General features: G+C 67.2%; 26 protein-coding genes, 3 tRNA genes and 2 pseudogenes. 27 read left to right on the forward strand and 4 right to left on the reverse strand.

The window, feature by feature from the left end:
• The first annotated feature begins 76 nt into the window (after positions 1 to 76).
• The 9 genes from ACZ6B1_RS09010 to ACZ6B1_RS09050 all read left to right on the forward strand — a co-directional run bounded on the left by ACZ6B1_RS09010 (position 77) and on the right by ACZ6B1_RS09050 (position 8,921).
• Positions 77 to 871 (forward strand): GntR family transcriptional regulator, encoded by a 795-nt coding sequence (locus ACZ6B1_RS09010; RefSeq protein WP_389536344.1) that lies wholly within the window; start codon positions 77 to 79, stop codon positions 869 to 871.
• Positions 868 to 1,533 (forward strand): YdcF family protein, encoded by a 666-nt coding sequence (locus tag ACZ6B1_RS09015; RefSeq protein ID WP_468776366.1) that lies wholly within the window; start codon positions 868 to 870, stop codon positions 1,531 to 1,533. The genes ACZ6B1_RS09010 and ACZ6B1_RS09015 overlap by 4 nt, the downstream gene beginning before the upstream one ends.
• Before the next feature lie 379 nt (positions 1,534 to 1,912).
• A complete protein-coding gene (locus tag ACZ6B1_RS09020; protein ID WP_468776367.1) occupies positions 1,913 to 3,097 on the forward strand; it encodes an ABC-three component system protein in 1,185 nt (394 codons plus the stop codon).
• Positions 3,094 to 3,600 (forward strand): three component ABC system middle component, encoded by a 507-nt coding sequence (locus tag ACZ6B1_RS09025; protein WP_468776369.1) that lies wholly within the window; start codon positions 3,094 to 3,096, stop codon positions 3,598 to 3,600. The genes ACZ6B1_RS09020 and ACZ6B1_RS09025 overlap by 4 nt, the downstream gene beginning before the upstream one ends.
• Entirely contained in the window at positions 3,597 to 5,537 is a 1,941-nt protein-coding gene (locus ACZ6B1_RS09030) for a DUF3732 domain-containing protein (RefSeq protein WP_468776370.1), read from the forward strand. Before ACZ6B1_RS09025 ends, ACZ6B1_RS09030 begins: the two co-directional genes overlap by 4 nt.
• A gap of 672 nt (positions 5,538 to 6,209) precedes the next feature.
• Positions 6,210 to 6,410: a dehydrogenase gene (locus ACZ6B1_RS09035; RefSeq protein WP_468776372.1), complete on the forward strand. Its 201-nt coding sequence runs from the start codon at positions 6,210 to 6,212 to the stop codon at positions 6,408 to 6,410.
• Between the two features lie 457 nt (positions 6,411 to 6,867).
• On the forward strand, positions 6,868 to 8,046 hold the full coding sequence (locus tag ACZ6B1_RS09040) for a PP2C family protein-serine/threonine phosphatase (protein WP_468776374.1): 1,179 nt from the start codon (positions 6,868 to 6,870) through the stop codon (positions 8,044 to 8,046).
• A 136-nt stretch (positions 8,047 to 8,182) separates the two neighbouring features.
• A complete protein-coding gene (locus ACZ6B1_RS09045) occupies positions 8,183 to 8,623 on the forward strand; it encodes a VOC family protein (protein WP_468776375.1) in 441 nt (146 codons plus the stop codon).
• An 85-nt stretch (positions 8,624 to 8,708) separates the two neighbouring features.
• A complete protein-coding gene (locus tag ACZ6B1_RS09050) occupies positions 8,709 to 8,921 on the forward strand; it encodes a hypothetical protein (RefSeq protein ID WP_445051416.1) in 213 nt (70 codons plus the stop codon).
• A gap of 51 nt (positions 8,922 to 8,972) precedes the next feature.
• Here ACZ6B1_RS09050 and ACZ6B1_RS09055 read toward each other — a convergent pair whose 3' ends face one another.
• Both ACZ6B1_RS09055 and ACZ6B1_RS09060 read right to left on the reverse strand, forming a co-directional pair.
• The gene (locus ACZ6B1_RS09055) at positions 8,973 to 9,629 is read right to left on the reverse strand and encodes an NAD(P)H-binding protein (RefSeq protein WP_468776377.1); all 657 of its coding nucleotides are present in this window, start codon (positions 9,627 to 9,629) and stop codon (positions 8,973 to 8,975) included.
• A gap of 107 nt (positions 9,630 to 9,736) precedes the next feature.
• Complete coding sequence (locus ACZ6B1_RS09060) at positions 9,737 to 11,005, reverse strand: amidohydrolase family protein (RefSeq protein WP_468776379.1); 1,269 nt, start codon at positions 11,003 to 11,005, stop codon at positions 9,737 to 9,739.
• A 337-nt stretch (positions 11,006 to 11,342) separates the two neighbouring features.
• Between ACZ6B1_RS09060 and ACZ6B1_RS09065 the strand changes: the two genes are divergently transcribed.
• The 10 genes and pseudogenes from ACZ6B1_RS09065 (at position 11,343) to ACZ6B1_RS09110 (ending at position 16,627) form a co-directional block, all read left to right on the forward strand.
• A tRNA-Thr gene (locus tag ACZ6B1_RS09065) sits at positions 11,343 to 11,415 on the forward strand.
• A 46-nt stretch (positions 11,416 to 11,461) separates the two neighbouring features.
• Positions 11,462 to 11,534, forward strand: a tRNA-Met gene (locus ACZ6B1_RS09070).
• 90 nt (positions 11,535 to 11,624) lie between these two features.
• Positions 11,625 to 11,789 carry a 50S ribosomal protein L33 gene (gene rpmG, locus ACZ6B1_RS09075; RefSeq protein ID WP_003948671.1) on the forward strand — a complete coding sequence of 55 codons (165 nt, stop codon included), beginning with the start codon at positions 11,625 to 11,627 and terminating at the stop codon, positions 11,787 to 11,789.
• 108 nt (positions 11,790 to 11,897) lie between these two features.
• Positions 11,898 to 12,350 carry a MaoC family dehydratase N-terminal domain-containing protein gene (locus ACZ6B1_RS09080; RefSeq protein WP_250402420.1) on the forward strand — a complete coding sequence of 151 codons (453 nt, stop codon included), beginning with the start codon at positions 11,898 to 11,900 and terminating at the stop codon, positions 12,348 to 12,350.
• Positions 12,351 to 12,358: 8 nt separating this feature from the next.
• Complete coding sequence (locus tag ACZ6B1_RS09085; protein WP_468776381.1) at positions 12,359 to 12,787, forward strand: MaoC family dehydratase; 429 nt, start codon at positions 12,359 to 12,361, stop codon at positions 12,785 to 12,787.
• A 112-nt stretch (positions 12,788 to 12,899) separates the two neighbouring features.
• Entirely contained in the window at positions 12,900 to 13,469 is a 570-nt protein-coding gene (locus tag ACZ6B1_RS09090; RefSeq protein ID WP_468776382.1) for a TetR/AcrR family transcriptional regulator, read from the forward strand.
• Between the two features lie 90 nt (positions 13,470 to 13,559).
• Positions 13,560 to 15,002 (forward strand): DHA2 family efflux MFS transporter permease subunit, encoded by a 1,443-nt coding sequence (locus tag ACZ6B1_RS09095; RefSeq protein ID WP_468776384.1) that lies wholly within the window; start codon positions 13,560 to 13,562, stop codon positions 15,000 to 15,002.
• A 158-nt stretch (positions 15,003 to 15,160) separates the two neighbouring features.
• Positions 15,161 to 15,254, forward strand: a pseudogene (locus tag ACZ6B1_RS09100).
• 166 nt (positions 15,255 to 15,420) lie between these two features.
• Positions 15,421 to 15,514, forward strand: a pseudogene (locus tag ACZ6B1_RS09105).
• Positions 15,515 to 15,571: 57 nt separating this feature from the next.
• A complete protein-coding gene (locus tag ACZ6B1_RS09110; RefSeq protein WP_468776386.1) occupies positions 15,572 to 16,627 on the forward strand; it encodes a UDP-N-acetylmuramate dehydrogenase in 1,056 nt (351 codons plus the stop codon).
• 168 nt (positions 16,628 to 16,795) lie between these two features.
• Here ACZ6B1_RS09110 and ACZ6B1_RS09115 read toward each other — a convergent pair whose 3' ends face one another.
• Both ACZ6B1_RS09115 and ACZ6B1_RS09120 read right to left on the reverse strand, forming a co-directional pair.
• Positions 16,796 to 17,836: an adenosine deaminase gene (locus ACZ6B1_RS09115; RefSeq protein ID WP_468776387.1), complete on the reverse strand. Its 1,041-nt coding sequence runs from the start codon at positions 17,834 to 17,836 to the stop codon at positions 16,796 to 16,798.
• A 127-nt stretch (positions 17,837 to 17,963) separates the two neighbouring features.
• Complete coding sequence (locus tag ACZ6B1_RS09120) at positions 17,964 to 19,190, reverse strand: pyridoxal phosphate-dependent aminotransferase (RefSeq protein WP_359552412.1); 1,227 nt, start codon at positions 19,188 to 19,190, stop codon at positions 17,964 to 17,966.
• 261 nt (positions 19,191 to 19,451) lie between these two features.
• Here ACZ6B1_RS09120 and ACZ6B1_RS09125 point away from each other — a divergent pair.
• The 8 genes from ACZ6B1_RS09125 (at position 19,452) to rplL (ending at position 24,690) form a co-directional block, all read left to right on the forward strand.
• Positions 19,452 to 19,524, forward strand: a tRNA-Trp gene (locus ACZ6B1_RS09125).
• A 107-nt stretch (positions 19,525 to 19,631) separates the two neighbouring features.
• Positions 19,632 to 19,916 (forward strand): preprotein translocase subunit SecE, encoded by a 285-nt coding sequence (secE, locus tag ACZ6B1_RS09130; RefSeq protein WP_390050865.1) that lies wholly within the window; start codon positions 19,632 to 19,634, stop codon positions 19,914 to 19,916.
• 80 nt (positions 19,917 to 19,996) lie between these two features.
• Positions 19,997 to 20,845 carry a transcription termination/antitermination protein NusG gene (gene nusG, locus ACZ6B1_RS09135; RefSeq protein WP_468776389.1) on the forward strand — a complete coding sequence of 283 codons (849 nt, stop codon included), beginning with the start codon at positions 19,997 to 19,999 and terminating at the stop codon, positions 20,843 to 20,845.
• Positions 20,846 to 21,012: 167 nt separating this feature from the next.
• Positions 21,013 to 21,447 (forward strand): 50S ribosomal protein L11, encoded by a 435-nt coding sequence (rplK, locus tag ACZ6B1_RS09140; RefSeq protein ID WP_030494213.1) that lies wholly within the window; start codon positions 21,013 to 21,015, stop codon positions 21,445 to 21,447.
• 97 nt (positions 21,448 to 21,544) lie between these two features.
• Complete coding sequence (gene rplA, locus ACZ6B1_RS09145) at positions 21,545 to 22,270, forward strand: 50S ribosomal protein L1 (RefSeq protein ID WP_143627920.1); 726 nt, start codon at positions 21,545 to 21,547, stop codon at positions 22,268 to 22,270.
• A gap of 162 nt (positions 22,271 to 22,432) precedes the next feature.
• Positions 22,433 to 23,344 (forward strand): SCO4651 family lipoprotein, encoded by a 912-nt coding sequence (locus ACZ6B1_RS09150; RefSeq protein WP_468776391.1) that lies wholly within the window; start codon positions 22,433 to 22,435, stop codon positions 23,342 to 23,344.
• A gap of 315 nt (positions 23,345 to 23,659) precedes the next feature.
• On the forward strand, positions 23,660 to 24,190 hold the full coding sequence (gene rplJ / locus ACZ6B1_RS09155) for a 50S ribosomal protein L10 (RefSeq protein WP_468776392.1): 531 nt from the start codon (positions 23,660 to 23,662) through the stop codon (positions 24,188 to 24,190).
• Positions 24,191 to 24,306: 116 nt separating this feature from the next.
• The gene (rplL, locus tag ACZ6B1_RS09160) at positions 24,307 to 24,690 is read left to right on the forward strand and encodes a 50S ribosomal protein L7/L12 (protein WP_392291972.1); all 384 of its coding nucleotides are present in this window, start codon (positions 24,307 to 24,309) and stop codon (positions 24,688 to 24,690) included.
• Positions 24,691 to 24,693 lie beyond the last annotated feature (3 nt).

Consider the following 24,693-nt stretch of genomic DNA (forward strand, 5'->3'; position numbering starts at 1 on the left):
ACAATGGCGCACAGTCCCGGGACTGTCAACAGTCCTGGGACTGTGTTTCACTGGTTGATGTCGAGAGGAGTGCTGCATGGCGCCCAAATGGCGGGAGCTGGCGGACCGACTGGCCGCACAGATCAAGGACGGCAAGTACGCGCCTGGTGCCCAGTTGCCGCAAATCAGGGACCTGGTGGAAGCGGGCGAAGGCTCCAAGTCCACGGTCCATGCGGCATACAAGGCGTTGGAAGCCGAAGGGCTAGTCACGTCATCGCGTGGACACGGCACAGTTGTCCGTGAGCGGGCGCCGCTCAAGCGGCTCGGCATCGCGCGATATGACAAGGCCAAGTGGCGGGATGGCGATGAAGTGGCGTTCATCGCGGACCGTGTCGCGTCCGGGCGCACCTACAAGCGCAACGAACAGACTCAGACCGTCAGCCGTGTGGCGGCGCCGGCCGCCGTCGCTCAGGCACACGGCCTGCCGGAAGGTGCGGAGGTCTATGCACGTGCCCGCGTGGTCAAGGAGGGTTCACAGCCGACGCACACCCTGACGAGCTACTACCGTCCCGAGCACGTGGAAGGGACGCGCATCGTCGACCCGACGCCGGGGCCCGCCGGGAGGGGCGGCGGCTTCCGTGTCCTGTACGACGCCGGATACGAGATCGACCACATGCAGGAGACGCTGTTCGCGCGTATCCCCACGGCGGACGAAGTCCAGCTCCTCCAGCTCGCACCTGGGGAATGGGTAGTAGAGCTGCACCGTACGACGTACACGGCCGACGGCACTGTGGTGGAGTTCGCGATCGGCGTTCACGCAGCGACGCGCTTCGCCTGGACGTATGACTTCAAGGTCCCTGACTCGGCGGAAGCGGAGGACGAGAGCAAGTGATCTCAGCACAAGCATGGGCTGACGCTCAGCGACTCTGGGACTTTCAGCAGATGGGCCATGACCCGCGCCCATGCTCTGTTGCGATCGGGCTCGGCAGTCATGACCTCGGAGTCGCGGACACAACCGCTGATCTCTACCACCGGGGCATGATGCCGCTGATCGTCTTCACCGGGGCCACCAGTCGCACCACACGCGACCGCATGCCACGTGGCGAGGCTGAGCACTACCGCGAGCGGGCGATGGAACTAGGGGTGCCGGCTGATGCCATCCTCGTTGAGCCGCGGGCCCGGAACACCGGAGAGAACATCCGCTTCTCTCGCGCACTGCTCGAAGAGCGCCGGGTCGCCGTGTCGTCTGTCCTGCTGGTCAGCAAGCCGTATGAGGAACGACGGGCCTACGCGACCGCTCGCAAACTGTGGCCCGAGGTCAGGTGGGTCAGCGCGTCCACATCCATGACCCTGGCTGATTACGTGGACTCGATCGGAGACGCACGCCTGGTCATCGACATGTTGGCGGGCGCTCAGCAGCGGCTCATGATCTATCCGCAGCAGGGATTCATGATCCAGCAGCACGTACCTGACGACGTGGCCGCAGCGTATGAGCGCCTACGCGAAGCCGGGTTCACAACCCGACTTGTGGCGAACGGCGCAGAGCCGAAGTGACGGTCACGGGAGTCCGGTGAGGCCCGCCGTGACCAACCTCTGGCCAGCTAACCGTCGTGCTCCCAGCGCGATACAACTTTCTCTACTTGGTTCAAGGCGGCTCGCTCCGCTCACCGCGCGCGGCCCGGCCCCCGGCCGGGCCTGCGCTCCTGTCTCCGCCCCGCTCCAGCCCGGCCGGCGCCCGTGCCGCGCCATGAGCAATCAGCTACTTCCGGGCTGAGGGAGACGCAGCACAGCCCGGGCGGACGACTCACCAAACTCCAGCGCATGCACGAGGCGCACCTCGCATCAGACCGTACAAGTGGCTTCACAAGGCACAATCTCGCTCGCTACCATCGCTGATAATTCAAGTTGCTGGCTGCACTTACCGGGGGGGCGCGTGGCCGACTACTCTGCCAACGAATCCATGCTTGGCTACCTGTACCAGGCCAGATATGCGCTGCATGCCGCATTGAGCCGGATCCAGTCCGGCTCAACCGCCAACGTTCGAATCGAACAACTGGACGACGTCAGTTTCGATTCCCCCGGGACGCCGACGGAAGTACTGCAACTCAAGTACCACACTGATACTTCTACGACCATACCTAACGCTTCAGCGGATATCTGGAAAACGTTCAGAATCTGGCTAGACCAGCCAGCAGGATATTCGTTTTCACGGGAATCTCCCGTTTGTCGATATCTAATTACGACAGGCAGGGCGGCGACAGGTTCTGCAGCCTACTATCTACGCGATCAGGATCGCGACTTGAGCAAGGCAACCGAGATCCTCACGAAGACTGCAGAAACCTCCAAAAACGACAAGCAACAAGACGCATATGAAATGTTCCTTAGGCTGGAGGCGACGGAGAGGGCTGCCCTTGTTTCAACCGTCATCGTGATTGACAGCGAACCACTTCTGGATGACCTCGAAGCCGATCTGCAGAAAAAGCTGTACTTCGCAGCCTCTGCAGATAAACGACCGGCTTTCCTTCGGCGCCTAGAGGGCTGGTGGTTTCAGCGATGTGTGCAGCATCTCAGGGATAAAACTGCCCCACCCATCACAGTCGCAGAGATTCAGGAAGAGCTTGAATTGATAAGGGAGGAATTCAGGCGCGATAACCTACCCATCAATCCGGAGATTTTCGACATCGTTGAAGAAGAAGGAGGTGACAGTGACTACGTCCGTCAACTCCAGCTCATTAACGTAACTGGTCCACGACTAGCAGGGGCCGTGTCGTGCTATGTTCGCGCCTTTGCGCAAAGATCAGAATGGCTTCGAGACGACCTACTAGCCCCGGGCGAACTTTCCCGGTACGAGGAACGCCTAAAGGAGGCGTGGCGGGTAAGATTCTGGGAATCACGAGAGGAAATTGGCGAATCAGCTGCAGAAGCAGAAAAGATGAAAGTTGCTCGGATACTTTACAAGTGGGTTGAGCAAGAAGCCGATATTAGAATCCGAGAAATGTGTCGCGAATCTTTCGTTATGCAAGGAACTTATCATGGCCTTGCCGATCAGCGTGTAGTTGGATGGCACCCTGACTTTGAAGCGAGATTGGCTTCTTTGCTTGAGAGCGAGCCTGCATGAGTCAGTGGCTGCAACAGTTCACTAGCCAAGAAGAATCAGCGCTCTTCAATCCTGCCTTCCTTTCCGTCGTCATTAGGAAGTCTGCTGAATTTTACGAGTCTGAGGCTAAGGAGAAGATGCCATTGTCTTTGGCCTTTCTGACCGTCCCCGCCGCCATGAGTAAGCAAGTTCGTGACACTTTTCCGATCATGAAGACCACTTCCCTTCTGGTCTGGATCGAAACGCATGATAGAGAGCGCCTAGTACTGCAGAGAAATGCGCCCGCGCTGGCGCCGGCAGTGAGAAAGGCACTGATTCTCGGCGCGCGAGCCGGTCTGTTCACACTGGAACGTGCCAAGGTTGGCGCTACTCCCGCACGCAGGATCAGGAATCTTCAGTCACTATCTCAAGGGTCCCCTGAAGTGAAAGACATCCTCAAGGTCGCTGAGCGACTAGGGAAGAGTTTCGCAAGATCAGGTGATGCCGCCTCGATCTTTTCAATTTGGGGGGTCACTGCAGGATGATGCAGATTCGCGAAATCGTACTCTACTCGTGGACCGGAAAAAGGCGCAGGTTGCCGCTCAGGTTGAACGCGGTCAACATCATCACTGGAGATTCCGCCACTGGTAAGACCGCTCTTACCGACATCATTGACTACTGTCTCGGTAGTGGGACGTGTGATGTGCCACGGGGAAAAATTACAGAGACTGTCTCATGGTATGCGCTGCTTCTGCAAGTGAACGAATTCCAGGTTTTCGTCGCGAGACAGGCCCCAGAGGAAGACGCGCAGTCGTCTCAGCGGGTCTTTGTAAAACAAGGCGCGTCAGTTGGGATCCCAGATTACGCGGAACTCACGCCCACAACGAATGCCGATGGCCTCATTAGTCTCCTGTCGCGCCTGCTCTCATTCCCTGATACGGGAAATGCGGAGTTGCAAGGGCTTCCGAATTACTCCGTCACCCTCCGTCATGCTGCGTTCTTCCTGTACCAGCAGCAAGACGAAATCATCAGCCGGCAAAGACTCTTCCACCGTCAAGGGGAATCGTTCGTCTCAAACTCCATCCGGGAGACCCTACCTTTTTTCCTAGGTGCTATCACGGCGGAAGATGTCCGGGTTGCGCGTCGCATTAATCGACTCAAGAAAAGGATTAGGGACACTGCCAGAGAGGTTGCTGACCTAGAGGCAGCAGCAGACCGGGGCGGAACGCGAGCGCGACAGCTTCTAGCAGAAGCGGCTAGTGCAGGACTGACTAATGCCAATTCATCTGGCGAAGATTCATCGAATCTCGATGCATTGGCAGAATTGCGAGCTATCCTGGCATTGCGTCAGAACGCGAGCGGCAGAACCACAGAAACGGACAGTGCGCAGCTTGGCGATGCTGACAGCGCGCGCCAAGGTCTCCTCCAGGAACGTGACCTTATTCGGAGGAGGGCTAAGCAAGCTCAGAGCTCCCTTGAGTCTATCGCTACGCTTCTTCATGACCGGAGAAGCTTTGAAAGGCAAGCGGCTGAGCAACGGTCTCGACTTGCCTTTGTTCAGCTAATTCCTGACACCGGAATCGACGAATGCCCTCTATGCGGTTCCCACGTGGGGGGACAACAGGAAGAGATCAACGAGCTACGCGAGCACTTCTCCTCTCTAAGTCGCATCCCCCAGGCACTGCCATCTGAGTCTCCCCGGTTGAAGGCTCTTGCTGACGCCTTGAAGCAGGAGATCGAAGAGTGCCAGCAAGCAATAAGAAGCAACTCTGCCCAACTGGAAGCGATCGAGCGAGCGAGTGAGCGCGATAGAAACTTGGCGCTGCAAGAAAACGTTCAGGCAGCCGTAGTAGGCCGCATCGACTTTTACCTTGAGGGGGTGGGAGGCGATGAACGGCTGAGGCTGCTCAAGCAAGAACTGGAATCCCTGCGTGTTCAGCTGGAGGCGGCAGAGAATGAGGTTGACTCCGACCTGATCCGTGACAGGACGCTTTCTATCCTGTCCAGACTGAATCAACGAATGACCAACTGGTCGAGCCGGCTCCCTATCGAACATTCATCTAATCCTCTCAGGTTTGACATTAAGAAACTGCAGGTCATTCTGGACACCCCGTCTGGTCCGCTAGCGATGCCGCAAATCGGAAGTGGTCAAAGTTGGGTTGCCTATCACGTGCTAGTACATATGGCACTCCATGAGTGGTTTGCCGAGCACAACAGACCCGTTCCAGGGTTCGTGTTTTTTGACCAACCGTCTCAGGTCGGGTTCCCTGCGGACTCAGAGTACCGAGATAATGATGCAATTTCGGGTGACAGGAATACGATCGCAGAGACCTTCCGTTTCATTATTGATGCTGCCGGCCGGGCAGCAAAGCCCTACCAAATTATCATCGCTGAACACGCAGATTTCGATGAGCAATGGTTCCAGGACTGTGTACAAGAGAAGTGGCGGAACGGTGAAGCTCTCATTCCGCAAGACTGGTGACCAGCTCGCAAAGGCAGCGCAGTTGAAGCCTTGACCACGAGCGGGAACTATAAACACGCTCGACGTGTCACGGCCGGCCGCTACCAGCTTGCTCTAGCGGACGACGATCAAATGTTGCTGAGGTCGGCCGGGGTGACTCAGTCGTCCCGGGCGTTGCTCCTCTGCGACTGCCGCACTGCGGACTGCGGACGGCAGCGCCCGGCCAGACACACGCGCCAAATCGTGCGGGGAATCACGGAGAACGGCGGAGACCAAGCCGCCAGAGCCTCGCGAGACGGATAACCCCTCGCTGCCTTCATAGCTGGCCGGCGCGGCTTGCTCCCGTCGACAGGCCTGCACCGTGGCTGAGGCCGGCGGGGGTGCAGCGAGGCACACGCGCGCCTGGTCGGTCGGCACGCCCGCCATCGTGGCTGACTGTCATCGGTTGCGGTTCGTGCGGCCTGTCGGAGGCGCCCACCGTCGATCAGCCAACGAGTCTGTGTGATCGGTCCTGAGCCTTGCAAGAGCGCCCGAGACTGAGTGTCTAACTGCGTGACAACGCCGACGAATACCGGCGGACAACCGCAGACGCCTACGGACCATCAGCGCAGGTGAGAAACGCACCAGCCCCAGGCGGAGCCCCCACCCAAGTTGCTTCGGGGACGAAGCGGTCGCTCCGTTAGGGTGCGCCGCATGACCGACGACGCCCCGGCGTGTCCCGAGTGCAGCCAACCCATGAAGTCCGGCGGCGTCGTCATCTCCAAGCGGGAGGACGATGGCCGGCGGACGTGTCGGACGCTGTGGAGGTGTACTGGCCGGCATGTCTGGTGGCGCTGGGCCGATCGGCCGGATGAGCCTTTGGAGGCCTGTCCGGTGCCGGAGCTGTTCCGCTGACATTTAACGTTGACATCAACGACCCCAGCTAAGAGCGACACACAACGGTCGCGGACGGCACCGACGCACGAGGCTAGGCCTGACCAGGCCGGGGTTAGAGCGAGCTAGAAAGCGGTGCTCATCCGCCCACTGCGGAAGTCTGCGTCCCCCATCCCCTCCCCCAGGTGTGCCCCGGCAGTAGAGCGGCCCTCGAAAGCCGCAGGTCGTACAAGGTGAACCGGGCCCGCTGTAAATCTGCCGGCTCAGCCTTCCCAGGTTCGAATCCTGGCGCCGCCACACGACCGAAAGGGTCCGTGACCAGCGTGAATGCTGGACGCGGACCCTTTTGTCGTTCTGGTGACCGTGGGGGGCGTTTCGAGTAGCCGGTGTGCCGCTCGGAGGTCTTGAGCGTCAGACGGCGGGGACGTCGTGAGAGCGGCGAGTGGAGGCGTGAGCTTCGGCAAGGCAGGCTTAAGGCATGCAGGCGCTCGTGCGCTCGTACCTCCGGCTGGGAGCAGGCGGCCATGGCCGGCTCCTCTTGGCCCTGATGCAGTGTGTGCCCTTCTTGATCGGGCTGGCCGTGCTGGTCATCGAGCTCACGCCTGCCCACTTCATCTATACCGGCCCCTTTCTCACTGCGATCCCGGCGTTGGCGGCAGTGACGTTGGGACCCAAGGGGACCGCCGCGGCAGCAGCTCTCGCGCTTGTAATCAGCGTGACCACGGCTACCTGCAACCAGGCCTGGGGCACCCTGCAGGTCTATACCAACTTTCTGGCCTTGGCCCTGGTGTCCGTGGCCGGCTTCATCACGAGCAGCGCCATGCAGACGCGCCGGCAGAGAGAGCTCGACCAGGTTCGCCAGATCGCCGTGGCGGCACAGGAGGTCGTGCTGAGGCCTGTACCCGCGCGCCTGGGCCCGGTGCGGGCGGCCAGTATGTGCCTTGCGGCCGGGACGGGCGCACAGGTGGGCGGTGATCTGTACGAGGCGGTGCAGACCCGGTATGGCGTCCGGATGATCGTGGGGGACGTCCGGGGGAAGGGTCTTGCCGCGGTGCGAGCCGTCGCAGTGGCGGCGGGTGCGTTCCGGGAGGCCGTGCACTACGAGGACGACCTGGTGGAGGTGATGAACCACTGTGCGGCCGCGTTGCGACGGGAACTCGCCGTGCCGGGCGCATACGACGAGGAAGTCCTGCTGGAAGGGTTCACTACGGTGCTCATCGCACAGGTGCCGGACGAACCCGTGGTGCAGTTGGTCAACCGTGGGCATCCGCCGCCGCTGCTGTTGCACCAGGGCAAAGCCAAGACGCTGATGCCGACCTCTCCATTGCCGCCCGTCGGCATGGAGGACCTTGTCGCCGGCCCTCCCCCCAAAGCCGAGAGCTATGCGTTCCTCCCCGGTGACCGCCTGCTGCTGTACACCGACGGCGTGATAGAGGCCCGCAACCGCGACAGCCAATTCTTCGCTCTGCCGGAGGCCATGGAGGGGATACGCCCCAGCACCACCCCGCCGGAGTTCCTGGAACATCTGCACCAGGCTTTGGTCCGCCACGCCGAGGGCGACTTGGCCGACGATGTGGCGATGCTCCTCGTTGACCGGCTCAACGGCGAACCAGAGCCGCCTCCCGGTGGGGCGGACGTGGGGCAGCGGTCGCTGTGAGCTGCGAAACCGCGGTTCAGGGTTGCCCGTCGCGCGGTCGGTGAATCTGCCGGCTCGGCCTAGTCGGGCGGGGCCTGCCGGCTCCGTACCAGGGACAGACGCGGCCGTCGGCCGCAGGAAGCGAAGGAGGCCCGGTGTGACGATCCGGCGGATGGACAACGTCCTCATCGTCGTCGACGACCTTGACGCCGTCATCTCGTTCTTCGTCGAACTCGGCATGGAGCTGGAGGGCAGAGGGCCCCTCGAATGGCGCGGGGCGGAGCGTGTCATCGGGCTCGACGACGTCCGGCAGGACGTCGCCATGCTGCGGATCCCGGACGGCCACGGGCGGGTCGAACTGGCGAAGTTCCACAGGCCGAAGGCTGTCAGAGGCGAGCCGGAGGACGCGCCGGCGAACACGCTGGGCATTCGCCGCATCATGTTCGCCGTCGACGACGTCGAGGAGGTCGTCGCCCGACTGCGGGCGCACGGCGGCGAACTCGTGGGCGAGATCGTGCGGTACGAGGACATCTACCGGCTCTGCTACGTCCGCGGCCCCGAGGGCATCGTCGTCGGACTGGCCGAGGAGCTCGGCTGAGCGCCGCCCGGCTCGGCCTTCCCGGCTTCGGTGGCGCCACCACCGGCGACGTCCGCCGCCGGTGGCCAGGGGGCACACTGGCCGCATGGCATCCCGTCGCAGAACCTGTCCCGTGTGCCGCCGTGAGATCGCCGTCGTCGCGGGTCGCTTCGCGCGGCACGACCCGCCCGGGGCGCGGGAGAACGGGGAACTCCTCTCCTGTTCCGGGTCGCGGCGGCAGGCACAACTCGGAGCGGTCCAGCCGGCGTTGGACGGGTACGCCGTGCCGGACTTCCCCGGGCAGCTGCCGCTCTTCTGACCGGTGAACGGCCGTTGCTCCTCCGACCGGTGAAACGGCCCGCCGGCGGCCTCAGTTCCCCGCGACCGACTTCACGGCCACCGACACCGGCGTCGAGCCGCTGATCAGCTCCAGCGTCAGACCGGCCGTCGCCGAGGTGTCCACCAGCTCCGCCAGTACGGCCGCCACGTCGTCCCGCGGGACCGAGCCGCGGCCGGTGTGCGCCTCAAGGCGGACCAGACCGGTGCCCGGCTCGTCGGTCAGCGCGCCGGGGCGCAGGATCGTCCAGTCCAGGGCCTCCTGCCGGGTGACGTGCGCGTCGGCCTCACCCTTGGCGCGCAGGTACACGTCGAAGACCTCGTCGCCCTGGTGCGCGGGATCCGCGCCCATCGAGGAGACCACCACGAAACGGCGTACACGCGCGCGGACCGCCGCGTCCGCGAACAGCACCGCCGCGCCCCTGTCCACCGTCTCCTTGCGGCCCGTGCCGCTGCCCGGGCCGGCGCCCGCCGCGAAGACCGCCGCGTCCGCGCCCTGCAGATGTGCCGCGACCTCCTCCACCGAGGCGGACTCCAGGTCGAGCAGGACCGGTTCGGCTCCCGCCGCCCGCAGGTCGTCGCCCTGCTCCGCCTTGCGGATGATCCCCGCGACCTCGTCCCCGCGCGCGGCGAGCATCCGCTCCAGCCGCAGCGCGATCTGACCATGACCACCAGCGATGACAATGCGCATGATTCCGACCGTACGCCCGAAGCAGCCCGTGCGCCGCATGGGTTGGGGGCGCCGGCCGCCCCGTCACGCCGGGCGCGCTCCGGGCCCTCTCGTGACGGCGGGCTCCCTCACGACAGCTCTCCCCGCCCCTGCCGGGGCAGCCCCAGCTCGGCAGCCGCCGCCGAGTTGCAGTACTCCCGGACCGCGCTCGTACGGGCCACCACCCGGCCGCGGTGCACCACGATCCGGCTGTAGGCGAGGGAGAGGGCGCCGGACAGATGATCGCCGCGTACGGCCAGCAGCTCGGCGGGGAAACCGGCCTCGACGCGTACCTCGGGCAGGCCCAGGGCCTCCCGGGCCGCGGTGCTGACCGCCTCGTAGGCGTCCTCGGGGCGCAGGCCGTGCGCGGAGGCGAGGAGATAGGCGGCCTCCAGGGGATCGCCCCGGCCGACGGGGTTGGCGACGTCCCTCAGGGCGCCGCTGCCGGCCGCCACCCGGACCCCGGCCGCGCGCAGCAGCCGTACCGGCGCAGCGCCCCGCCGGTCGGCCGTGCCGCAGCCGCCCTGGGGAAGGCACACCACCGTCACACCGGCCGCCGCGAGCTGCTCCGCGAGCCGGGAGGCCGCCTCGGCCGGCAAGCGCGCGAGACCGGCGCACGGACCGACCGTCACGCCGGGGCGCAGACCGCCCGCCATGGCCGCGAGCCGGGAGAGCCGCGCCGGATCGGTGGCGTCCGTGTGCAGGTCCACCGGGCAGCCGTGCTCTGAGGCCACCTCCAGGACCGCCTCCACGTAGCCCGTGGGGTCCGGGTCGGTGTCCGGGCAGCCGCCCACCACCGACGCGCCCATCTTCACCGCGTCCCGCAGCATCGCGAGCCCCTCGGCCCCCGCCGCGCCGGTGAGCAGACGTGGCATCGCCACCGTGGTCAGCTCCGCGAGGCCGCGCAGCGAACGCCGGGCCTGCAGTACGGCGCCGAGCGCGCCGAGGCCCTGGACGTCGCCCACGCGTACGTGCGCGCGTGCCGCCGTCGCGCCGTGGCCGAGCTGGAGCAGGGCCGCCTCCGTGGCCCGGCGCTGGACGTCCTCGGGGGCGTACGAGACCGGTCCCGGGTGCTCGGCGGACAGCGCGGTGTCGCCGTGGGCGTGCGGTTCGGCCGGGGCCGGCAGGAGCAGATAGCCGCTGAGGTCGACGCGTGAGGTGCCCGGTCTGGGCGGGCCCGGTGTCAGGCTGCCGGCCGTGCCGACGGCCTCGATGCGCCCGCCGCCCAGCCGTACGTCCACGGTCCGGCCGTCGGTGAGCCGCGCCCCGCACAGCAGCACCACGGCCTGGTCGGGCTGCCCGGAGGGCCCCGACTGGTTCGACGGCCACGGGGGCGGCTGCGGCTGGCTGTCGGGCATCGGACTCCAGGTTTCGGGCCGGGGGCTCGGGGCGGGGCCGCGTGAGCGGGGTCCGGGACATGCGCCGGACCCAAGATCACGCAGAGTGAGTCGAGCCTAGGGTGGCGAACCCTGTGCGGCGCGGAGGAGCGCAATAGTCGTACCGGCGTGGCCCGTCCCTGGCGGGACGTCCGTCACCCGTCGCGACGGGCGGCCTCCACACGCGCGCGTGCCCGCACAGAAGGGGGCTCCGGAGGCGGCCGGGAGGGCCCGGAACCGGCCGGGAAGGGGAGCCTGACGGGCCCCCGGATACGGATTTGGGCGAACGGCGGCGGACCGTGTAATGTCTTCATCGCTCGCCCCAATAGCTCAGTCGGCAGAGCGTCTCCATGGTAAGGAGAAGGTCAACGGTTCGATTCCGTTTTGGGGCTCTGGTGTGAGAGGTCCCCGTCGAAAGACGGGTTCCGATCGCATCACAGCGGTGTAGCTCAGTCGGTAGAGCAAGCGGCTCATAATCGCTGTGTCACCGGTTCAAGTCCGGTCACCGCTACTGACAGTAGCCGATTGCGGGGTCGGTCCTTCGATCGGCTACTCTTGCTTGCGTTGAATTAGTCCATCCGTTCGTCTTAGGAGCACTCACGTGGCTGCCACCGACGTCCGCCCGAAGATCACGCTGGCCTGCGTGGAGTGCAAGGAGCGGAACTACATCACCAAGAAGAACCGGCGTAACAACCCGGATCGCCTTGAGATGAAGAAGCACTGCCCGCGTTGCAACGCGCACACCGCGCACCGCGAAACGCGATAAATCAGGCTCGTACGTGAGGCCGCCCCCGCAAGCTGGGGGGCGGCCTCACGTCGTTTCACCAGCTGCTGAGACCAGACACGCTGCTTGAGACCAGGAGGTACCGGGCCAATGGCGCTCGACCAGTCCTTCGTGGGGCGGACCTACCCGCCCACCCCGCCCTACGAGGTGGGCCGGGAGAAGATCCGCGAGTTCGCCGAGGCGGTCGGGGAGACCAATCCGGCGTACACGGACCCGGAGGCCGCCAAGGCGTTCGGTCACCCGGACGTGATCGCCCCGCCGACCTTCGTGTTCTCCATCACCTTCCGGGCCGCCGGACAGGTCATCGAGGACCCGCAGCTCGGGCTCGACTACAGCCGCGTGGTGCACGGCGACCAGAAGTTCGCCTACGTCCGCCCGGTGCGGGCCGGTGACCGGCTCACGGTGACGTCCACCATCGAGGGCATCAAGTCACTCGCGGGCAACGACATCCTGGACATCCGCGGCGAGGTGCACGACGAGGCCGGCGAGCACGTGGTGACCGCCTGGACCAAGCTCGTGGCCCGTGCGGCCGAGGAGGCGTGAGGCAACCGATGACGGCGAAGATCGCGTACGACGACGTCGAGGTCGGCACCGAACTGCCGGCCCAGACCTTCCCCGTGACCCGCGCCACTCTGGTGCGGTACGCGGGCGCCTCCGGGGACTTCAACCCGATCCACTGGAACGAGAAGTTCGCCAAGGAGGTGGGCCTGCCGGACGTCATCGCGCACGGCATGTTCACCATGGCCGAGGCGATCCGCGTGGTCACCGACTGGACCGGTGACCCGGGCGCGGTCGTGGAGTACGGCGTCCGCTTCACCAAGCCGGTCGTCGTGCCGAACGACGGCGAGGGCGCGGTGATCGAGGTCGGCGCCAAGGTCGCGGCCAAGCTCGACGACCGGACGGTGCGGGTGGACCTGACGGCGACCAGCGGCGGCCAGAAGGTGCTGGGCATGTCCCGGGCGGTCGTACGGCTGGCCTGAGGGCTTCGGCTGTTCGAGCGAGGGTCGTCCACCTGAGGTGGACGCCCCTCGCCGTACCCGGGGCCGGGAGTCCCCTTGACGAAGTTAGTAATTGAGCACTAACTTCTTCGGCATGCCCAGGATGAGTGCGGAAGAGCGGCGCGAGAGCGTCGTTCGCGCGGCGATCTCCGAGTTCGCGCGGAAGGGGTACTACGGCACCTCCACCGAGGCGATCGCCAAGCGGGTCGGTGTCTCGCAGCCGTACCTCTTCCGGCTCTTCGAGGGCAAGAAGGCGATCTTCGTCGCCGCCTCGCTGCGGTGCGTGGAGGACATCTGCCGGGTCTTCGCGGAGGCGGCCGAGGGGCTGGAGGGCGAGGAGGCCCTGCACGCCATGGCCGACGCCTATGTGCACCTGATCACGGAGCAGCCCGAGAAGCTCCAGATGCAGATGCAGACGTACATCACGGTGGCCGCCGCGGAGGCGGAGGGCGAGCACGGGTTCGGTGAGGCTGTTCGGGCCGCGTGGATGCGGCTCTGGGACACCGTGCACCTGCCCCTCGGCGCGGACGACGGCGAGACCACGACCTTCATGGCGTACGGGATGCTCATCAACACCCTCGCCGCCATGGGGTTCCCGCCCGAGCACCGGGTCTGGCAGGCGATGTACCCGTCCTCCCGGATCGCCGGGCGGCTCCAGCACTAGGCGGAACGGGAGGCGGACCCCGCCTCTTTCATGAGCGCAGAAGTTAGTCAGCAATTACTAATCATCGCTGGAACACCCTCTGGGGGAGAGATGTCACAGCAGACCGCACGTCGCGGGGGCGCCGCCTGGGCCCTCGTCATCACCAGCGTCGCCGGGTTCATGGCGGCCCTCGACAACCTCGTCGTCACCACGGCGCTGCCCTCCATCCGCGAGGACCTCGGAGGAGCGCTGGACGACCTGGAATGGACGGTCAGCGCCTACACGCTCACCTTCGCCGTCCTGCTGATGTTCGGTGCCGCGCTCGGCGACCGCTTCGGGCGCCGCCGGCTCTTCCTCGCCGGGCTCACCGTCTTCACCGGCGCCTCCGCCGCCGCGGCCATGGCTCCCGGCATCGGCTCCCTCATCGCCGCCCGAGCCGTCCAGGGCGTCGGCGCGGCCGTGCTGATGCCGCTCACCCTCACCCTGCTCACCGCCGCCGTGCCCGCCGCCAAGCGCGGTATGGCGTACGGCATCTGGGGTGCCGTCAACGGCCTCGCGGTCGCCTCCGGGCCGCTCATCGGGGGCAGCCTCACCGAACACATCTCCTGGCACTGGATCTTCTGGCTGAACGTCCCGCTCGGCGTGGCCCTGCTGCCGCTCGCCCGACTGCGCCTCGCGGAGTCGTACGGCACCGGCGCCCGGCTCGACCTGCCCGGCACCCTGCTCGCCAGCGGCGGCCTCTTCGGAATCGTGTACGGCCTGGTCCGCGGACCCGCCGACGGCTGGACCGGCTCCCTGGTGCTGACCGCCCTGTTCGCCGGGAGCGCGCTGCTGGTGGGCTTCGTCCTCTACAGCGCCCGGGCCACCAACCCGATGCTGCCGATGCGGCTCTTCCGCTCCCGCGCCTTCACCGGGATCAACGCGGCCAGCCTGCTGATGTTCGTCGGTATGTTCGGCTCGATCTTCCTGCTCAGCCAGTACATGCAGGGCGTGCTCGGCTACTCGCCCACCGAGGCGGGGCTGCGGATGCTGCCGTGGACCGGCATGCCGATGCTCGTGGCGCCCGTGGCGGGCATCCTCTCCGACCGCGTCGGTGGCCGCCCGGTCGTAGCCACCGGCCTGTTCCTGCAGGCGGTGGGCCTCGGCTACATGGCCTCCGTGGTCTCCGCCGACGTCTCCTACGCGGCCCAGCTCCCCGGTCTCGTGATCAGCGGCATCGGCATGGCCCTGTACTTCGCCCCGGCCGCCAACCTGGTGATGTCCAGCGTCCGCCCGCAGGAGCAGGGCATCGCCTCCGGCGCCAACAACGCCCTGCGCGAGGTGGGCGGCGCGCTCGGCATCGCCATCATGTCGTCGATCTTCGCCGCCCAGGGTGGCTACGCCAGTGCCCAGAACTTCGTGGACGGTCTGCGGCCCGCCCTCGTCACCGGCTCGGCGGTGGTGGCCCTCGCCGGCCTGGCCGCCCTGCTCGTCCCGGGCCGACGGCCCACCCCGAGCACTGAGCCGGCCACCGGGCAGGAGCCCGCACCGGCCGCCGAGGCACTCTCGGTCTGACACCCGACGGCACCCGCACGCGCGCGTGGTCCTTTCGAGGCCACGCGCGCGTGCGTCGTTCCGTGCGGCGCGGCCCGTCAGCGGGACGTCAGGGTGCGGTCAGTGGGGCCTGGCACCGTAGTGGTCGTGAACGGCGCGGGGGACCGGGTCGGGAGCGAGGAGAGGTGCCCGGAGTGGTTTATCGGGGACCGAGAGCATGTCTTGAGGTCGGATCTCACAGGGTCCGCGCAGGTTCGAATCCTGCCCTCTCCGCTAGGCAGTCCCAGTGATGTCCGGACGCGCGTGTGGGCCTTTCGAGGCCCACGCGCGCGTTTTTGTGTTGTGCGGCGTGGTCACGTCAGCCGGATGTCAGGGTGCGGTCAGTGGGGCCTGGCACCGTAGTGGTCGTGAACGGCGCGGGGACCCGGGTCGGGAGCGAGGAGAGGTGCCCGGAGTGGTTTATCGGGGACCGAGAGCATGTCTTGAGGTCGGATCTCACGGGGTCCGCGCAGGTTCGAATCCTGCCCTCTCCGCTCGCAGGGAACGCCGGCGCCACCGGGCCGCCGGCGCCGTCTCGTAGTCTTGGGCCCGTGCAGGAACTCCACGACGCCCCCCTCGCCCCGCTGACCACCTTCCGGCTGGGCGGCCCCGCGGCCCGGCTGGTCACCGCCACCACCGACGCGGAGGTGATCGACGCCGTCCGCCGGGCCGACGACACCGGGACGCCGCTGCTGATCATCGGCGGCGGGTCGAACCTGGTCATCGGAGACAAGGGCTTCGACGGCACCGCCCTGCGCATCGCCACGCGCGGCGTCGAGCTGCGCGGCACCACACTGGAGCTGGCGGCCGGAGAGGTCTGGACGGACGCCGTCGCCCGCAGCGTCGAGGCCGGGCTCGCCGGGATCGAGTGCCTGGCCGGGATCCCGGGCTCCGCGGGCGCCACCCCGATCCAGAACGTGGGCGCCTACGGCCAGGAGGTCTCCGCGACGGTCACCGAGGTGATCGCCTACGACCGCCGCGCCGGCGAGGCGGTCACGCTGACGAACGAGGAGTGCGCCTTCTCCTACCGGCACAGCCGCTTCAAGGCCGACCCCGAGCGCTACGTCGTGCTGCGGGTCCGCTTCGGGCTGGAGGACGCGGGCGGCCTCTCGGCGCCCGTCAAGTACGCCGAGGCGGCCCGCGCGCTCGGTGTCGAGCCGGGCGACAGGGTGCCGCTCGCCGCGGCCCGCGAGACCGTGCTGAAGCTGCGCGCCGGGAAGGGCATGGTGCTCGACCCCGAGGACCACGACACCTGGTCCGCCGGATCCTTCTTCACCAACCCGATCCTCACCGAGGAGCAGTTCGCCGCCTTCCACGCGCGCGTGCGGGAACGGCTGGGCGAGGGCGCCGAACCGCCCGCGTACCCTGCCGGGGAGGGCCGCACCAAGACCTCGGCGGCCTGGCTGATCGACAAGGCCGGCTTCACCAAGGGCTACGGCACCGGCCCCGCCCGCATCTCCACCAAGCACACGCTCGCCCTCACCAACCGGGGCGAAGCCACCACCGAGGACCTGCTGGCCCTCGCCCGCGAGGTCGTCGCCGGAGTCCGCGAGGCCTTCGGGGTCACCCTCGTCAACGAACCCGTGACGGTCGGCGTGAGCCTGTGACGGCATGAGGTCGACGCTGCGCGAGTTCCGGCCCCGGACGGGCCCGTAAGAGCGCCACACCCTCGTCGCGTTCCGCGCGCGACACCGCCACCGGCCGCCACGGAGGCGGCGGCGAGCCCGTCGACCCGGTGCTGATCCGCTTCCAGGCCCAGCCGCCGTACACCGACTTCAGGCGACCGGGCGAGTCAGCCAGTCGTCCACGCCGGACAGCAGCCGTGCCCTGACGTCGTCCGGGGCGGCCGAACCGCGGATGGACTGACGGGCCAGCTCGGCGAGTTCGGCGTCCGTGAAGCCGTGGTACTCGCGGGCGATGTCGTACTGGGCCGCGAGGCGGGAACCGAAGAGCAACGGGTCGTCGGCGCCCAGGGCCAGCGGGACGCCCGCCTCGAAGAGGGTCCGCAGGGGGACGTCCTCGGGCTTCTCGTAGACACCGAGCGCGACGTTCGAGGCCGGGCACACCTCGCAGGTGATGCCCCGGTCCGCCAGCCGCTTCATCAGCCGCGAGTCCTCCGCCGCGCGCACGCCGTGCCCGATCCGGGAGGCGTGCAGATCGTCCAGGCAGTCGCGCACCGACGCCGGACCTGCCAGCTCGCCGCCGTGCGGGGCCGCCAGCAGGCCGCCCTCACGCGCGATGTGGAAGGCACGGTCGAAGTCCCGTGCCATCCCGCGCCGCTCGTCGTTCGACAGCCCGAAGCCGACCACCCCCCGGTCGGCGTACCGCACGGCGAGCCGGGCCAGCGTGCGGGCGTCCAGGGGGTGCTTCATGCGGTTCGCCGCCACCAGCACCCGCATACCGAGCCCGGTCTCCCGGGACGTCGTCTCGACCGCGTCCAGGATGATCTCCAGGGCCGGGAGCAGACCGCCCAGCCGGGGCGCGTACGACGTGGGATCCACCTGGATCTCCAGCCAGCCCGAACCGTCCCGCACGTCCTCCTCCGCGGCCTCCCGGACCAGCCGCCGGATGTCCTCCGGCTCTCTCAGGCAGGAGCGCGCCGCGTCGTACAGCCGCTGGAAGCGGAACCATCCCCGCTCGTCCGTCGCCCTGAGCCGCGGCGGTTCCCCGCTGGTCAGGGCGTCCGTCAGGGTCTCGGGCAGGCGTACGCCGTACTTGTCGGCCAGTTCCAGGACGGTCGTCGGCCGCATCGAACCGGTGAAGTGCAGGTGCAGATGGGCCTTCGGCAGCTCGGAGAGATCACGTACATGCTCCATTCCCAGATCCTGCCGCACGTCACCGCCGTCCCGGTAGCCGTTTCCCCCTACGTGCTCTTGCTCGCACACAGAAGCGGGCCGCCTCCCCGAAGGGAAACGGCCCGCACGCGCGCGTGATGCGACGGGACTAGTCCCGCGCCTCCGCCAGCAGCTTCTGGATCCGGCTCACGCCCTCGACGAGGTCCTCGTCCCCGAGCGCGTACGACAGCCGCAGGTAGCCGGGCGTGCCGAAGGCCTCGCCCGGGACGACCGCGACCTCGGCCTCCTCCAGGATGAGGGCGGCCAGCTCGACGGTGTCCTGCGGGCGCTTGCCGCGGATCTCCTTGCCGAGCAGGGCCTTGACCGACGGGTAGGCGTAGAAGGCGCCCTCGGGCTCCGGGCAGAGCACGCCGTCGATCTCGTTGAGCATCCGCACGATCGTGCGGCGGCGGCGGTCGAAGGCCTCGCGCATCTTCGCCACGGCCTCCAGGTCACCGGAGACGGCGGCCAGGGCGGCCACCTGGGCCACGTTGGAGACGTTCGAGGTGGCGTGCGACTGCAGGTTCGTCGCGGCCTTGACCACGTCCTTCGGGCCGATGACCCAGCCCACCCGCCAGCCGGTCATGGCGTACGTCTTGGCGACACCGTTGACCACGACGCACTTGTCGCGCAGCTCGGGCAGCAGCGCCGGCAGGGACACGGCGGACGCGTCGCCGTAGACCAGGTGCTCGTAGATCTCGTCGGTCAGCACCCACAGGCCGTGCTCGACGGCCCAGCGGCCGATCGCCTCGGTCTCGGCCTCGGAGTACACCGCGCCGGTCGGGTTGGAGGGGGAGACGAAGAGGACGACCTTGGTCTTCTCCGTGCGCGCCGCCTCGAGCTGCTCCACGGTGACGCGGTAGCCGGTGGTCTCGTCGGCGACGACGTCGACGGGGACACCGCCGGCCAGGCGGATCGACTCCGGGTACGTCGTCCAGTACGGCGCCGGGACGATGACCTCGTCGCCCGGGTCGAGGATGGCGGCGAACGCCTCGTAGATGGCCTGCTTGCCGCCGTTGGTGACCAGAATCTGAGAGACGTCGGGCTCCCAGCCGGAGTCGCGCAGCGTCTTCGCGGCGATCGCGGCCTTCAGCTCCGGCAGGCCGCCGGCCGGCGTGTACCGGTGGTACTTCGGGTTCTTGCAGGCCTCGACGGCCGCCTCGACGATGTAGTCCGGAGTCGGGAAGTCGGGTTCACCGGCGCCGAAGCCGATCACCGGACGCCCGGCGGCCTTCAGGGCCTTGGCCTTGGCGTCCACGGCGAGGGTGGCGGACTCGGAGATCGCGCCGACTCGGGCGGAGACCCGGCGCTCGGTGGGAGGGGTTGCAGCGCTCATGGCGCCCATCGTTTCAGACCGGAAATGGCCCCGGCACGCGGGTTTCACAGACTGAACAGCAACGGGTCGAGGCGTGAACACGGGTCCGAATCCCGCCTCCGGCCTGGACGATCTTCATTCCGACGCCCCCGGACCGGGTCTTTCTGTTCGACGCCGGGCCCCGGACCACGTACACTCTTCCCTCGTTGGCCTTCAGCGGCCGCTGCACAGCCGGTGCACACCGAGCATCCGGCTGAATGCGGTACGTTGGGGGACACACAAAGGGTCGTAGCTCAATTGGTAGAGCACTGGTCTCCAAAACCAGCGGTTGGGGGTTCAAGTCCCTCCGGCCCTGCTACACACACCGCCAGGATGTGTGCGCATGTACGTACAGCAATGCACCGCCGTGCGGCTCAGAAACCGGGCGCGGCACGGCCACGACCCGGGATCAGGTGAGGACGAATGACGGACGCCGTGGGCTCCATCGACACGCCTGATGCTCAGGACCAGGTGCCCGAGTCCAAGAAGAACCGCAAGGGCGGCAAGCGCGCCAAGAAGGGCCCGCTGAAGCGCCTCGCCATCTTCTACCGCCAGATCATCGCGGAACTCCGCAAGGTCGTCTGGCCGACTCGCAACCAGCTGACGTCGTACACCACCGTGGTGATCTTCTTCGTCGCCATCATGATCGCCCTGGTGACCGTGATTGACTATGGGCTCAACCACGCGGCCAAGTACGTCTTCGGCTGAGCCGAAAGCGAAGGGCGCCGTGGTACCGGCGCCCGTTTTCGCATGTTCCACCCCTATGTATCCAGGAAGAAGCAGCCATCGTGTCTGACCCGAACCTGAACGACGCCATCGAGCCGGACGAGACGGTGGACGACCAGCTCGACATCGTCGAGGGCGCGGACGAGCGGGACGAGTTCGAGGCTGCCGAGGCCGAACTGGGGGAGCCGGCCGAGGAGGCCGCTCTGCACGTCGAGGACGAGGAGGGCGCGGACGTCACGGACGACGAGCCCGCCGCCCCGGCCGCGGAGGCCGAGGAGGAGCCGGCCGAGCCCGTCGACCCGGTCCAGGCCCTGCGCGAGGAGCTTCGCACCCTGCCCGGCGAGTGGTACGTGATCCACACCTACGCCGGCTACGAGAACCGCGTGAAGACCAACCTGGAGCAGCGCGCCGTCTCGCTGAACGTCGAGGACTACATCTTCCAGGCCGAGGTGCCGCAGGAAGAGGTCGTCCAGATCAAGAACGGCGACCGCAAGACGATCAAGCAGAACAAGCTGCCGGGTTACGTCCTGGTCCGCATGGACCTGACGAACGAGTCCTGGGGCGTCGTCCGCAACACCCCGGGCGTCACCGGCTTCGTCGGCAACGCCTACGACCCCTACCCGCTGACCCTGGACGAGATCGTCAAGATGCTCGCCCCGGAGGCCGAGGAGAAGGCCGCCCGCGAGGCCGCAGAGGCCGAGGGCAAGCCCGCCCCGCAGCGCAAGGTCGAGGTCCAGGTGCTGGACTTCGAGGTCGGCGACTCGGTCACCGTCACCGACGGCCCGTTCGCCACGCTCCAGGCGACCATCAACGAGATCAACCCCGACTCGAAGAAGGTCAAGGGCCTGGTGGAGATCTTCGGCCGCGAGACGCCGGTCGAGCTCTCCTTCGACCAGATCCAGAAGAACTAGTTCCTTCTGGACGAACTGCTTCCGTGCAGGTCAGGCAGGCGCTCGGCGTCCGCCTGACCTGCACGGTTTTTGGCCGCGCATCCATACCCGTTATCGTTGTGCGGTATGCCTGCGTCCGGGTGGTCCCGGATGTGGGCAGGACCCGAATTGAAAGGACCCGGAGAGCTATGCCTCCCAAGAAGAAGAAGGTCACGGGGCTCATCAAGCTCCAGATCAACGCCGGTGCGGCGAACCCGGCCCCGCCGGTCGGCCCGGCGCTGGGTCAGCACGGCGTCAACATCATGGAGTTCTGCAAGGCCTACAACGCCGCGACCGAGTCGCAGCGTGGCTGGGTGATCCCGGTGGAGATCACGGTCTACGAGGACCGCTCCTTCACCTTCATCACCAAGACGCCGCCGGCCGCGAAGATGATCCTCAAGGCCGCGGGCGTGGAGAAGGGCTCGGGCGAGCCGCACAAGACCAAGGTCGCCAAGATCACCGAGGCGCAGGTCCGTGAGATCGCCACGACCAAGATGCCCGACCTCAACGCCAACGACCTGGACGCCGCGTCGAAGATCATCGCCGGCACCGCCCGCTCCATGGGCATCACGGTCGAGGGCTGAACCCCACCTTCGTAGAACCATGCGGCCGTGAAGGCCGCACGTGGAAGGGCCTGCTCGGCCCGTACCACGACTCCGCACAGAACCCACAGGAGCAGTTGTGAGCAAGCGCAGCAAGGCTCTCCGCGCTGCGGACGCCAAGGTCGACCGGGAGAAGCTGTACGCCCCGCTCGAGGCCGTCCGTCTCGCCAAGGAGACCTCCACGACCAAGTTCGACGGCACCGTCGAGGTCGCCTTCCGCCTGGGTGTCGACCCGCGCAAGGCCGACCAGATGGTCCGTGGCACCGTGAACCTTCCGCACGGCACCGGTAAGACCGCCCGGGTCCTGGTCTTCGCGACCGGTGACCGTGCCGAGGCCGCGCGTGCCGCGGGCGCCGACATCGTCGGCTCCGACGAACTGATCGACGAGGTGGCGAAGGGCCGTCTGGACTTCGACGCCGTCGTCGCCACCCCGGACCTCATGGGCAAGGTCGGCCGCCTCGGCCGCGTCCTCGGCCCGCGTGGTCTGATGCCGAACCCGAAGACCGGCACCGTCACCCCCGACACGGCCAAGGCCGTGACGGAGATCAAGGGCGGCAAGATCGAGTTCCGCGTCGACAAGCACTCGAACCTGCACTTCATCATCGGCAAGACGTCCTTCGAGGACGCCCAGCTGGTGGAGAACTACGGCGCGGCCCTGGAGGAGATCCTCCGTCTGAAGCCGTCCGCCGCCAAGGGTCGCTACATCAAGAAGGCCGCCATCAGCACCACGATGGGCCCCGGCATTCCGGTCGACTCGAACCGCACCCGCAACCTCCTCGTCGAGGAGGACCCGGCCGCCGTCTGAGCCCCGCGCTCACCCGGTAGCCGCGTCACGGACGCGTAAGCAAAGGGCGGACCCCGCAACCTCCGAGGTGCGGGGTCCGTCCTTTCTTTGTGCGGACTGTCGCACGACTGTCCGTGGCCTGGGCTACGGTGCAGGCACCGGATTCGCATGGGGGTAGGACGAATGAAGAGCACGACCGCACGCCGGGTCGCCCTTTCCGCCGCGGTGGTCACCGCGCTGACCGGGTTGGCCGCCTGCGGCACCGAGGGCTCGGGGGGTGGCGACAAGGCGGTCGGCAGGAGCCTCACCCACGCCAACCCCCTGGCCGCCCTGCGCTCCGCCGAGAAGTCCACCGACAAGGCGGAGTCGGCCAGGGTCCGTTCCACCACCAGCATCGGCGACACCATGTCGATGACCGCGAACGGCGCCCTGACGTGGGGCGACGGCATGAAGGGCAACCTCACCATCACCTACACCGGCGGCAAGCTGGCGGAGGCGATGCGCAAGGCCGGCACGTCCTCGATGGAGGCCCGCTACCTGCCGGACGCCTACTACGCCAGGATGAGCGAGCAGTTCGCCCAGCGGTCCGGCGGCAAGCACTGGATCAGGTACGCCTACGACGACCTCGCCAAGCTCGGCGGCGGCTCCGGGGCGTACATGAAGGACCAGATGCAGAACACCACGCCGAACCAGTCGGTCAAGCTGCTGCTGGCCTCCGGTGACGTGAAGAAGGTCGGCGAGGAAGAAGTCTCCGGCGTCAGCGCCACGCACTACTCCGGCACGGTCGACGTCGCCGACCTCGCCGGCAAGAACAGCGACATCGACGCCGGCCAGCTCGCCGACCTGAGGAAGCAGCTCAGCCAGGCGGGTGTCAGCACGGAGACGGTCGACATCTGGGTCGACGACCAGGACCTGCTGGTCAAGAAGGTCGAGAAGGCGCAGATGACCGCCGGCTCCATGACCAGCACGGCCTACTACAGCGACTACGGCGTGCGGGTCGCCGCCGAGGCGCCCCCGGCCGCCGACACCAAGGACTTCAAGGACCTGATGAAGGCCGGCGGCACCGCGTCGGGCAGCGGCGTCAGCGCCTCCTGACCGGCCGCCGCACGAGGACCGGGGCGGGCCCGCGGAGCCCGATTTGCTCGACGGTGCCCCGGTCCCGTACTCTCCTACCGAAGCCAAAGACCGCTGGTCGTTGCCGCACGTTCGAATGAAGGTGTGGTGGCCGAAGGATCCGCTGCAAAGTGGACGACCCGCGCAGGTGTCAGTGGAAGCACTCCCGGATGGTACGCGCCCAGCGCGTGCTGATGGTCGAGTCCGCCCCGAGCGCCTGCGCCGGGGCGTTTCGTTTTCCCCAGTCCTCCTTCGGGTCCGCGCGGTCAGAATCACCCGGAAGGAGGCCGAGGCTCTATGGCGAGGCCCGACAAGGCTGCCGCGGTTGCCGAGCTGACGGACAAGTTCCGCAGCTCCAACGCCGCCGTGCTGACCGAGTACCGCGGTCTCACCGTGGCGCAGCTCAAGACGCTGCGCCGGTCGCTCGGTGAGAACGCCCAGTACGCCGTGGTGAAGAACACGCTGACCAAGATTGCGGCCAACGAGGCCGGGATCACGCTGGACGACCAGCTCTTCGCTGGTCCGACGGCCGTCGCCTTCGTCACCGGTGACCCGGTGGAGTCGGCGAAGGGTCTCCGTGACTTCGCCAAGGAAAACCCGAATCTCGTCATCAAGGGCGGTGTCCTTGACGGCAAGGCGCTGTCCGCCGACGAGATCAAGAAGCTTGCGGACCTCGAGTCCCGCGAGGTTCTGCTCGCCAAGCTGGCGGGCGCCTTCAAGGGCAAGCAGACTCAGGCTGCTCAGGTCTTCCAGGCGCTCCCGTCGAAGCTCGTCCGCACCGTGGACGCGCTTCGCGCCAAGCAGGGCGAGCAGGGCGGTGCCGAGTAATTCGGCTCGCTTTCTGATCCGGGCCGCCTGACGCGGCCGGGGTCACAGCGGGCCAACGTACGCCCGCCACTCATGTACATCCGGCACCTGCCGAATTAGTGGAAGGATCGCCCATCATGGCGAAGCTGTCTCAGGAAGACCTGCTCGCGCAGTTCGAGGAGATGACCCTCATCGAGCTCTCCGAGTTCGTGAAGGCGTTCGAGGAGAAGTTCGACGTCACCGCCGCCGCCGCGGTCGCCGTCGCCGCTCCGGGTGCCCCGGGCGCCCCGGCCGAGGCCGAGGAGGAGAAGGACGAGTTCGACGTCATCCTCACCGGTGCCGGCGACAAGAAGATCCAGGTCATCAAGGTCGTGCGTGAGCTGACCTCCCTGGGCCTGAAGGAGGCCAAGGACCTCGTGGACGGCGCCCCGAAGCCCGTTCTCGAGAAGGTCGCCAAGGACGCCGCCGAGAAGGCCGCCGAGTCCCTCAAGGGCGCCGGCGCCTCCGTCGAGGTCAAGTAACAC

The organism is Streptomyces sp. NPDC041129 (genome assembly GCF_055592265.1).

Coding starts and splice junctions, on each gene's coding strand:
- ACZ6B1_RS09060 (WP_468776379.1), bottom strand. CDS start 11,005: ATGCCCGACAGCCAGCCGCAGCCGCCCCCGTGGCCGTCGAACCAGTCG.
- ACZ6B1_RS09040 (WP_468776374.1), top strand. CDS start 6,868: ATGCAGGCGCTCGTGCGCTCGTACCTCCGGCTGGGAGCAGGCGGCCAT.
- rplL (WP_392291972.1), top strand. CDS start 24,307: ATGGCGAAGCTGTCTCAGGAAGACCTGCTCGCGCAGTTCGAGGAGATG.
- ACZ6B1_RS09025 (WP_468776369.1), top strand. CDS start 3,094: ATGAGTCAGTGGCTGCAACAGTTCACTAGCCAAGAAGAATCAGCGCTC.
- ACZ6B1_RS09055 (WP_468776377.1), bottom strand. CDS start 9,629: ATGCGCATTGTCATCGCTGGTGGTCATGGTCAGATCGCGCTGCGGCTG.
- ACZ6B1_RS09035 (WP_468776372.1), top strand. CDS start 6,210: ATGACCGACGACGCCCCGGCGTGTCCCGAGTGCAGCCAACCCATGAAG.
- rplK (WP_030494213.1), top strand. CDS start 21,013: ATGCCTCCCAAGAAGAAGAAGGTCACGGGGCTCATCAAGCTCCAGATC.
- ACZ6B1_RS09050 (WP_445051416.1), top strand. CDS start 8,709: ATGGCATCCCGTCGCAGAACCTGTCCCGTGTGCCGCCGTGAGATCGCC.
- ACZ6B1_RS09095 (WP_468776384.1), top strand. CDS start 13,560: ATGTCACAGCAGACCGCACGTCGCGGGGGCGCCGCCTGGGCCCTCGTC.
- ACZ6B1_RS09085 (WP_468776381.1), top strand. CDS start 12,359: ATGACGGCGAAGATCGCGTACGACGACGTCGAGGTCGGCACCGAACTG.
- secE (WP_390050865.1), top strand. CDS start 19,632: ATGACGGACGCCGTGGGCTCCATCGACACGCCTGATGCTCAGGACCAG.
- ACZ6B1_RS09115 (WP_468776387.1), bottom strand. CDS start 17,836: ATGGAGCATGTACGTGATCTCTCCGAGCTGCCGAAGGCCCATCTGCAC.
- ACZ6B1_RS09080 (WP_250402420.1), top strand. CDS start 11,898: ATGGCGCTCGACCAGTCCTTCGTGGGGCGGACCTACCCGCCCACCCCG.
- ACZ6B1_RS09120 (WP_359552412.1), bottom strand. CDS start 19,190: ATGAGCGCTGCAACCCCTCCCACCGAGCGCCGGGTCTCCGCCCGAGTC.
- ACZ6B1_RS09090 (WP_468776382.1), top strand. CDS start 12,900: ATGCCCAGGATGAGTGCGGAAGAGCGGCGCGAGAGCGTCGTTCGCGCG.
- ACZ6B1_RS09010 (WP_389536344.1), top strand. CDS start 77: ATGGCGCCCAAATGGCGGGAGCTGGCGGACCGACTGGCCGCACAGATC.
- ACZ6B1_RS09030 (WP_468776370.1), top strand. CDS start 3,597: ATGATGCAGATTCGCGAAATCGTACTCTACTCGTGGACCGGAAAAAGG.
- ACZ6B1_RS09150 (WP_468776391.1), top strand. CDS start 22,433: ATGAAGAGCACGACCGCACGCCGGGTCGCCCTTTCCGCCGCGGTGGTC.
- rplJ (WP_468776392.1), top strand. CDS start 23,660: ATGGCGAGGCCCGACAAGGCTGCCGCGGTTGCCGAGCTGACGGACAAG.